Below are 8834 nucleotides of genomic sequence, written 5' to 3'. Positions count from 1 at the left end.
TCGCTGCGCGACGCTCCAGTCGCACCAGTGCCTGCCGTTCCCGGCGGCCGTCGCGCAGCGACGGCATGACTGTAGGCGGGGACTTCAGTCCCCGACCGCCCGTTCCATGATGCTTCGGGGACACCAATGAACATGCCATCGCCCTGGACAGGGAACAGGGGAACCGGCGCGGCGCAGCCCTGATTCCTGTTCCTGCCATCGTCAGGCGACCGGGTCAGGGGAGCGGCGCCAGCGTGGCCGATATCATTGAGCCGGCCGCCAGGCGGGTCGAGAAGCCGTCGTGCCAGACGGTGACCGTGCCGTGTCCGAGTACTCGGACACGGCCAGCAGTGCACAGGATCACCGTGTCCTCGTCAATGCCGAGCACGACCAGGCCCGACGGCGCTTCCGCGACCCGCGCGTTCGTGCGCTCCAGGCCGAAGCGGTCGTAGTGCGGGATGACGCCGATCTCCGGGAGCAGGTTGAGGCCGTCGTCCCAGTGGGCTGGCATCCGGCCGATCTGCCCCTCGCGCCGAACCAGCGTCCGCTCGCCGAGGGCCATCGCGCCAGCGCTGCTGCCGGCCAGTGCCCCGCCGCGCCGCCAGACCCGCCGGATGGCATCCCAGACGACGCTGCCGCGCAGGGTCTCCACCAGATAGCCGGGGCTGCCTCCTGAGAGATAGATCAGGTCGGCCGCCTCGAGTGCCGCGACGTGCTCGGCGGCCTCGACGCCCGGTCGGTCGAGTGCGCGGACGCCGTACGCCTCGCAGCCGAGCGCGGTGAAATGGGCGATCCCGTCCCGGATCCAGGACGAGACGTCCTCCTGCCCGGCCGCCGTTGGCAAAATGGCGACCTTCGGGGGGCGGCCCGGGGTGTGGCGCAACAATTCGGCGTCAACAGCCGTCATCGGCGGACGAAACTCGCCCGATCCCGCGAGCAGCAACGGTCCCGGCTGCATGCTGAGTCCTGGAGGCGGCGCGGACGGCTCCGTCCTTGGGTGGTCAGGGTGCATAGCTGGCTACCGGCCCTCCAGGCGGTCAGTATAGGGGAACCTCGGCGGAGGTTTTGCGCCACGGTGGGTCGGCGTATTCTGTACAGTATCGGGAGGCGAGGCGATCGCCGGAGCGCCCGAGCGCCATCCCCGCGTCCGTAGAGGAGAGGAGCAGCTATGCCGCCAAGCACGCTGGACCGACCGCGTACGCGCGCACAAGCCGCAGACTGGGTGGTCGTGGTGCCGGGGCAGCCCCCCCACGACGAGACTGCGCCGCCCCCGCCCACTGCTGCCGCACCCCAGGCCCGAGATGCGGTCACCCGGTACGCGGGCGCAGCGCCCTGGCCGCGCCCGCTGCCACACATCGCGCTCGACCCGGCGCTCCAGAGCGCCCTCGGCCGGGTCGGCCTGCTGGTCGCGATGGTGTGCGCGTCGGTCGCCCTCCTGGGGCTGGTGACCGGCCGCGATCCGCTGCTCGCGCTGGGACTGAAGACGCCGCACTTCGTCGCCTACCAGGGCGCATCCACCGAGCAGGTCCACTTCGTCATGGATGATGGCTGGAGCCTGACGGCAGCGGCGCCCGGCGCGATGCTCATGGACTGGCGCGAGGGTCAGGCGCAGCCAGCCGTGCGCCTGACGATGGGCAACCCGGCCGCCGTGCCCGAGGTGGAGACGATGTCGGCTGACGGCAGCCGCATCGAGGAGATCCGCTATCGAAGCGCCTGGCCGGGCGTCGATGCCGTGATCCGCACCATGCCGGGCGGCTGGGCCGCCAACATGATCGTCGAGCCGGGCGTGAGTCCAGGCATCATCGAGCTGGAGTACGTTGGCGCGACCAGCCTGGCCGTGGATGGGGCGGGGCGGCTGCACGTCAGGAATGCCAGCGGCGCGTGGATCGAGGGGACGCCCGAGTCCTGGCAGGATGGGCTGTCCGGCCGTGAGCCCGTGGCGTCCAGCTACGAGCTTCGTGGCGGCAACCGCGTCGGGTTCGTGGTCGGGCCGTACGATCCGAGCCGGCCGCTGGTGGTCGATCCGCCCAGCGAGCGCAGCTGGTAGGCCAGACACGGCCTGGGCAGCGCGGCTGAGGGTACGCAAGCCCAGGAACCAGGATCGGTTGCTCCCAGAGAGCCACACGCCCCGCTCACCTCTGTGAGCGGGGCGTGTGGCTCTCTGGGAGCGGGATCGACGGCCGCCGGCGACTACCGCCTGCGCCCGGGCCGGCGCGGGCCCGGCCGGTAGGTCAGCCGGAGGCTCGCCTGCTCCCAGGCGGCGATGGGCGGCGTGCCACGGGCGCTGTCACGCGGATCGCGGTAGTACGGTGTGTCGCCCCAGCCGATCTCCACCTCGATGGAGTCGGCGTCGGCGATCACATGCTCCTCAAGGGTCACATCGCCGGACGGCGAGGGTGTGCTCGACAGCTTCACAATGGTCCTGGGAAGACGGACCGTCAGCAACGCCTCGCTGTTGGGACCGACGACCCGAAACTGCGGCTGAACCGACAGGGCGCCGGGCGGTGGCTCCCGTCCCTGATCGGACAGTTGTACGCGAAGCTGCCGCGTGGCCGGATCGAAGATCGTGGCCCGTACGTCGGCGATGTAGTGGAGCGCCCGGTTCGAGGGGTTTCGCAGCCGAACCGAGAGCTCGACGCCGCTGGAGGTGTCGCGCATCGACTCGACAGCGCCCTGGAGTTGTGGCGGCTCAGCAGGGGGGAATTGGCCCGGACCGACGGTCATCACACGTCTCCTTTGCCGAGAGCCCCGTCGCCAAGGACGGTCGCCACGGCGGTGACCGAACCGTACGCCTGCAGCAGGCGTTCACGGAACCGCTTGCTCGCAGCGGCGTTCCGCAGCAGCGTGCGCTCCATCGCCGCAAGCTCCTCCTGTAGCTGCGCGACGGTGAGGGAGGCCCAGACGTCGTCGAGCGGCATCCGCGCGCCCCAGGCATCGATCAGGGCCGCCAGGCGTTCTCCGAGGTCGAGCGGCGAGCATCCGTCCAGGTGCGCCTCCAGGCTGGTCAGGTACATATCGACCGGCTCGAGGAGTCCCCAACGCACATGCTCGCTTGCCAGCCCGGGTTGCAGCAGCCGTGCCAGCTCCCGCTCGGTCTCGTCGCCGTCATCCAGCCAGGCCATCTCGCCCTGGATGACGCCACGCGCCCGCTGCAACAGGCTGAGTCGCATGGCGGCCGTCACCCGGTCGGCGTGGTCCGCCACGAACTGCGCTCCCAGGGCATCAGCGCTGTCCCCGCCGAGGGCGTACCGTTCGATCAGCCGCAGGCTCTGGATCAACGGTCGCACATACCCCTCCAGCACGAGCCGCTGGAGGGCAGGGTAGCGTGCCATCAGCGTCGAGACCTGGGGGCTGAAGCCATAGTAGTCACGCAGGAGCGCCTGGAGCGAGGCAAAGCCGATCTCCGTCCGGCGGAGCAGGTTGTCACGCACGCTCCGCAGCGCTGCAACCTCCGCCGAGAGTGGCGAGCCCGATGCGACGGACGCGATGATGCAGCAGGATGACCCGCCGCCGCCCGCGCCGCAGACGGTCCCACAGTGGATGCCAGGATCGCGGAGAACCACCGCGACGCCGGTGGCATTCGCGACCTGCGTACGGAGGGTGTTCTCGTCCACGATGGCGGCGTTCTCTTCCGGCGAGGACGGATTGCAGGTCGCGCTCAGCGCCAGGAGCGCGTTCGTCACGATCCGGAACGCGTGCGACAGCTCGTGGAAGAGGATGATCGGGTTCGGCGTAGGGAGGTCGAGCGTCCCGCCGGTGCCGTTGCGCGCGGTGCAGTAGCCGTTCCCGTTGTTCTGCGTCGTGTCGTAGATCACGAGGCAGTCCGTCGTGTTGTTCAGCCCGGCGCCGGCCAGGCCGGAGCCGGCCGGCGGGAGCGCGGTGCCGCCGACCGTCAGAATGGAGGTGCCATCGTTCAGCACGAAATTCGCCAGCACCGGCAGGATCACGATGTTGACATTTTGCGGGCCAGCACCGAAGTTCGGCGTAAAGTTCGTGTTGACGAGGGCGCTCAGGCGGGTCGGCGGCCCGCCAGGCAAGGTCTGGGCGTAGGTGACTTGCTGCCGGTTGCCCACCGCCGCGGCCAGGCCAAGTCCCGTATCGCCGTTGGCAGCCACTGCCAGGTCAACCGCCGCCTGGTTGGGGTTCAGGCTGCCGGCGCCTGCTCCCGTCGCGTCGTTCTGGATGAAGAGCGTCATGGCCGTTCCCCGTCCTCTTCACTCATCGCACGGGATCGCGCTGCGGCCGTGGCCTCCAATCCTGTCCCTTCGGCCGATACGGATCGTCGCGCGGCACCGGGCAGGGCTCAGGGCACGCCTCGGGCTTGGGCTGCTCGGGCGGGCAGCACTCCAGCAGCCGGTGGTCCAGCTCGGCGAGACGGTCATAGTCGCCGGCGGCGGCCGGTTCGGCGCGCTCGGCGATCCCCTCGATGCGCTTGACGGAGGTGAGCGTCTGCTCGCTCAATGCAAGCTGGCGAGTCAGCTTGCGGGTGATCCCGCACAGCAACTCGTTGGTGTTGGTGATCAAGCAGATGATGGTGTCGTTCTGCTTGCTCTGATGCTCGAGGATCGCGTTCGTGGCCTTGTGCAGCTCGAAGATCGCGAAGATCCCGTTCGCAAGCTCAGACACCCCAGCCTGCAGATGGGCATCCAGCGTGTCCAGCTTCGCGTTGGTCTGCCCGATGTCGGTACGGATGCCGTTGCCGATGGTGACCGAGGTGGCGGTGTTGGTGTTGATCTGGTCAAGCTTGGCGTTGATCTGATCTGCGACGTCCTGAATCGATGGCATGCTCTCACTCCCCACTTCCCGGGTGGAACGTGCAACGTCGGCGTCACCATGCTCGGGTGGCCCCTGGCCGTGTGCGCAGTCCCTCCAGCACTTCCCGCCGGCCAGCCTCCAGACGCAGCGCGCCAGCACCCCCGACCGGGCATCAATGCAGGCGACGGCGGCCCACGAGGCAGGCCGGATTCTGGGCAGGTGCGACGGCATGCGGGAGTCTGCGCGGCCGCGCCCGCGGCTCCGTTCACTTGACGAGCCGGCCGGCGCGATCTGGCGCCTACCGCCGCGGAACGCTCGCACAACAGAGCCTGGAGTGAGCGTACGGCCCCGCAGCCGCCACGCCAACTGTGGAATCGCGCAGGCAACTACGTAGCGTCTCCGTTAGGAAGCCGGAGACGGCGGCCTCACGCTCGTTCGGGCGCCGGGACACGCGGCTTGGCGTGGCGCGTGTCCCAGCGGCGAGCCAGGATGTCGCCGGAGGTGACGGCTGCATCACCTCCGGCGCGGCCATCAAGGGATGGCGCGAGCGCGCTAGCGGTGCTCGGCGGCGTAGTGCGCCACCAGCAGATCCTCACCCCAGTCGTTGGCGTAATTGCGCCAGACCGAGTGGATATGCGTCGCGTCGTCCTGGGTGTTGTCGTACTCGATGGCGAACGTCGGGCCTTTGACGGCGTAGTAGTGCCCCCGCTGGATCTCCTCGCTGCCGAGCCACGCGAAGGTGATCCCGTCCAGGCCGGCCGCCTCGATGCGCCGCCACTCGTTCTCGGCCACCTCGTCCGTCGCGCGGCCGACGTACAGCTTGACCAGGTCGATCAGCTTGCCGCGCTCCTCGCCCGACATCGCTGCATAGGTGAGGCCACGCGGCGGCACTGACGGATTCGCCGTGCGGTAGGCGTCGGTCAAAATGTCGGTGGGGGCCTTCGGGCTGACGATAGCCGCCAGCTTGCGCTCTGGCGCCAGCGACTGCAGCAGCGCGCGGCCGAGATCCTCCTCCTCGGGGAGGGTCCGCATCCCGAGGTCGCGCGTGCCGTGGCGAACGATGGCCGGGTTCGCACCCAGGAAAAACGGCGTCGTCGCCACCTGGTCGCCGTCGATCACCGTGACGTGGAACCCGATGTGATGGCCGCCGGCGCGCCACGCCCAGGGAGCCTTGCCACCCGGCTCACCGAAGATCGAGAAGGCGTACAGCTCAGGATCGCGGCAGACGTGCGGCACCCAGCGCGGCACCACACGCTCCTGCTCGCGCAGGTAGGTCTCCAACGACATGATCGCGCGGGCGCGGGCGGCGGTGCGGGCGCTGACGCCAGCATCCAGCAAGGCCAGCGCGGCCTGCTGCTGCTCGGGCGTCATGTTGATCAGGCGCAGCCCCTCGTGCCAGAACGTCGCCCCGTCGATGAAGAAGCCGTCCGGGCGGTAGTTCCAGCGGAAGCGCTCCTGATCCTCGAAGGCGAACTGCGTGGCCTTTCGGCGCGGCTCGTCCAGCGAGCCGAGGAATCGCTGCGCCGCGGCAGCCATGCTGGCGGCCGTCCTCGGCGCACGATGGGTGACACCCACCTCGGCAACCATACCTGTGCTCCCTTCCGTGTGCCCCTGCGAACCCTGCACCCGACGCCTGCGAGCGCCGCATCGCTACCGGCACTCCCTGACAGAGTCCCACGCCACGATAGCACGGCGACACGGCTGGGGGGCGAAGGCGCGTTGCCAGACCGGGGCGTTGGCATCACCGTCGGTGTTCCCCCAGCGTCATGAAGCGAGCAGTCGGGGGTTGAGACCCCCGTCTACAGCCACTCCGTCGCTGCGCGACGGGCGTTGGAAACAGCCATCGACCACCAAGATTGGAGCGTCGCGCAGCGACTGCAGGATGGTAGGCGGGGCTTTCAAGCCCCGACGCCGCTGCACGGCACGCCGAGGGCCAGTGCATGATGGCCGCGTCCGGCGACGTCTGGTCAGGTCGCACGCGCTCTGATACGCGACCGCTTCGCTGCCACGCGCCGTGCGGCTTCCAGTGCGATGCGCGCCCACGCGACCAGCTCGTCGGGTTCGTCCAGCAGCCGCTCCGGCACACGCCAGAAGGAGAGGTCAATCGTCTGGCCGTGCTTCTGGTAGTTGAGGGGAGGAGACGCCTCGGCCTCCTTGAACGCATCGCGATTGTGCGCATCAACCCGCAGGTAGAGCACGTTCTCGGTGACCATGCCGAACATCAGCCCATCGCAGAAGACGCCGGTCTTCCCGAACATGCGCCGCGCGTGGACAGGGCCGAGTGGGGCAAGCTGCTCGCGCAGGAACTCGGCGAAGCTGTCCGTGGCAACCACATCATCCTCCGTCACTCCGCCGCGGCAATGCTGGCCGGCGTAGCATAGCACTCACGACGACAGCCCTGGCCTCGCCCCGCTTCGCTACAGCACGCGCAGGGCGATTGCATGATCTCTGGTGTTCCCGAAGACGGCGAATCGGGCGGCCAGGGACTGAAGTCCCCGACGAGGTCGCAGGACGTGCTTGTCATGCAATCGCCCTGACAACGCGCGGAGACCCGTCGGTGCAGGACGGGGGCGGTGTGCTATGACTCGCGGGTCAGCGGCGCGTGCCGCCGCTGACGCCTCGGTCTGCCACACTGCGGGCGTCCGGCCGCTCTCGGCGCGGCTCGGACGCCTCGTTCATCGGACGGTGCGTGCGCTCATGACCCTCTCTCCGTCACTCCCGTGCGACCTGCTGGTCACCGCCGCCGGCGTCGTGACCGTCGATCCGAACGACACGATCCTGCGGCCCGGGGCCATCGCCGTCAGCGGCGAGAAGATCGTCGCCGTCGGCACGCCCGATGATCTGACCCAGCGGTACGCGCCGAAGAAGCGCATCGACAGGCCGGCCTGCTGGATCTTCCCCGGCCTGATCAACACCCACAATCACCTCTGGCAGACGATGCTCAAGGGCCTCGGCGACGACATGGGGCTGATCGACTGGATTCAGACCCTGCTCGTACCGACGATGCCCGTGATGGACGACGAGGCGGCCTACTACGGGTCGGCGCTCGGTGCGCTGGAGTCGGCGCGCAGCGGCTGCACCACCATGCTCGACTTCATGCACCACTTCCCGCGCCTCGCGCTCTACGACGAGACGATCCGCGCCTGGGACGATATCGGCGGCTCGCTGATCATGGCGCGGACCATCCGCGACTCGGTCAGCACGTCGGCGGTGCGGACCTACGACGAGGATCTCACGCTCGATCAGCAGCTCGCGCACGTCGAGTCGCTGCTGGAGCGGCTCGGGCCTGACAAGGTCTGGATCGCCCCGGGGACCGTCTGGGGTATGAGCATCGACGGCCTCAAGCGGGTGCGCCAGCTCGCGGACCGGAAGGGCCTGCTGATCACCATCCACATGAACGAAGTGCCGTTCGACAGCGAGGAGAGCGTCCGGCGCACGGGCCTGCGCTCGATCCCGCTGCTGGCGTCCATCGGGTTCCTGAACGACGACGTGCTGCACGCGCACGGCGTCTACAACGACGACGACGATATCGCGCTGCTGGCGAAGCACCGCTGCGCCGTCTCGTACAACCCGATCTCGAACATGTACCTGGGGAGCGGCGTCGCGCCGGTCCTGAAGATGCGCGAGGCCGGCGTTCGACTCTCGCTGGCCACGGACGGCGCGGCCAGCAACAACAGCCAGGACATGATTGAGGCGCTCAAGTTCGGGGCGCTGCTGCAGAAGGTCGCGCACGCCGACTCGACGGCGATGACGGCCCCCGAGATCCTGCGGATGGCGACGGTGGGCGGCGCCGACGCGATCCACCGGGAGGATGTCGGCTACCTCGCGCCGGACATGCGGGCCGACTTCTTCCTGTTCGACCCGCGCCATGCCAGGTCCACCCCGCTGCACGACCCGATCTCGACCCTGGTCTACACCGGTGGCGAGCACAACGTGGTCACGACCGTCGCGGCCGGACGGATCGTGCTGGAGGACGGCACGATCGCCGGCGTGGACGAAGCGGAGGTGCTGGCGGGCGCACAGGCTGCCGCCGAGCGCATCCGCGAGCGAGCCGGGATCAGCGCTCGGCGCTAAACCAATACCATGCCGAAAACCACATG

At 69.1% G+C, this 8834-nt stretch carries 8 protein-coding genes; 2 read left to right on the top strand and 6 right to left on the bottom strand.

What is annotated here, in order from left to right:
- Positions 1 to 214 precede the first annotated feature (214 nt).
- Positions 215 to 937, bottom strand: coding sequence for a Type 1 glutamine amidotransferase-like domain-containing protein (locus tag IT306_24095; protein MCC7371523.1), 723 nt, complete (start codon positions 935 to 937; stop codon positions 215 to 217).
- A 210-nt stretch (positions 938 to 1147) separates the two neighbouring features.
- Between IT306_24095 and IT306_24090 the strand changes: the two genes are divergently transcribed.
- Complete coding sequence (locus tag IT306_24090) at positions 1148 to 2026, top strand: hypothetical protein (GenBank protein MCC7371522.1); 879 nt, start codon at positions 1148 to 1150, stop codon at positions 2024 to 2026.
- A 143-nt stretch (positions 2027 to 2169) separates the two neighbouring features.
- On the opposite strand, the gene IT306_24085 is transcribed toward IT306_24090, so the two are convergent.
- The 5 genes from IT306_24085 to IT306_24065 all read right to left on the bottom strand — a co-directional run bounded on the left by IT306_24085 (position 2170) and on the right by IT306_24065 (position 7067).
- The gene (locus IT306_24085) at positions 2170 to 2703 is read right to left on the bottom strand and encodes a hypothetical protein (GenBank protein ID MCC7371521.1); all 534 of its coding nucleotides are present in this window, start codon (positions 2701 to 2703) and stop codon (positions 2170 to 2172) included.
- A complete protein-coding gene (locus IT306_24080; protein ID MCC7371520.1) occupies positions 2703 to 4175 on the bottom strand; it encodes a hypothetical protein in 1473 nt (490 codons plus the stop codon). Before IT306_24080 ends, IT306_24085 begins: the two co-directional genes overlap by 1 nt.
- Before the next feature lie 22 nt (positions 4176 to 4197).
- Positions 4198 to 4764, bottom strand: a complete 567-nt coding sequence (locus IT306_24075) for a hypothetical protein (GenBank protein ID MCC7371519.1) — start codon at positions 4762 to 4764, stop codon at positions 4198 to 4200.
- Between the two features lie 522 nt (positions 4765 to 5286).
- Positions 5287 to 6321, bottom strand: coding sequence for a DUF3500 domain-containing protein (locus IT306_24070; GenBank protein ID MCC7371518.1), 1035 nt, complete (start codon positions 6319 to 6321; stop codon positions 5287 to 5289).
- A 380-nt stretch (positions 6322 to 6701) separates the two neighbouring features.
- Positions 6702 to 7067 (bottom strand): TfoX/Sxy family protein, encoded by a 366-nt coding sequence (locus IT306_24065; protein ID MCC7371517.1) that lies wholly within the window; start codon positions 7065 to 7067, stop codon positions 6702 to 6704.
- Between the two features lie 364 nt (positions 7068 to 7431).
- Between IT306_24065 and IT306_24060 the strand changes: the two genes are divergently transcribed.
- Positions 7432 to 8808 carry an amidohydrolase gene (locus IT306_24060; GenBank protein ID MCC7371516.1) on the top strand — a complete coding sequence of 459 codons (1377 nt, stop codon included), beginning with the start codon at positions 7432 to 7434 and terminating at the stop codon, positions 8806 to 8808.
- The last annotated feature ends 26 nt before the right edge of the window (positions 8809 to 8834 follow it).

This window comes from Chloroflexota bacterium (genome assembly GCA_020850535.1).
Classification (GTDB): Bacteria; Chloroflexota; UBA6077; order UBA6077; family JACCZL01; genus JADZEM01.
Note: the sequence above shows the minus strand (reverse complement) of the source record. Positions and strands in the feature narration are given on the sequence as shown.

Bases quoted from the DNA above. Each gene is read 5' to 3' on its own strand.
- IT306_24095 (MCC7371523.1), bottom strand. From the start codon at position 937: ATGCAGCCGGGACCGTTGCTGCTCGCGGGATCGGGCGAGTTTCGTCCG.
- IT306_24090 (MCC7371522.1), top strand. From the start codon at position 1,148: ATGCCGCCAAGCACGCTGGACCGACCGCGTACGCGCGCACAAGCCGCA.
- IT306_24085 (MCC7371521.1), bottom strand. From the start codon at position 2,703: ATGACCGTCGGTCCGGGCCAATTCCCCCCTGCTGAGCCGCCACAACTC.
- IT306_24080 (MCC7371520.1), bottom strand. From the start codon at position 4,175: ATGACGCTCTTCATCCAGAACGACGCGACGGGAGCAGGCGCCGGCAGC.
- IT306_24075 (MCC7371519.1), bottom strand. From the start codon at position 4,764: ATGCCATCGATTCAGGACGTCGCAGATCAGATCAACGCCAAGCTTGAC.
- IT306_24070 (MCC7371518.1), bottom strand. From the start codon at position 6,321: ATGGTTGCCGAGGTGGGTGTCACCCATCGTGCGCCGAGGACGGCCGCC.
- IT306_24060 (MCC7371516.1), top strand. From the start codon at position 7,432: ATGACCCTCTCTCCGTCACTCCCGTGCGACCTGCTGGTCACCGCCGCC.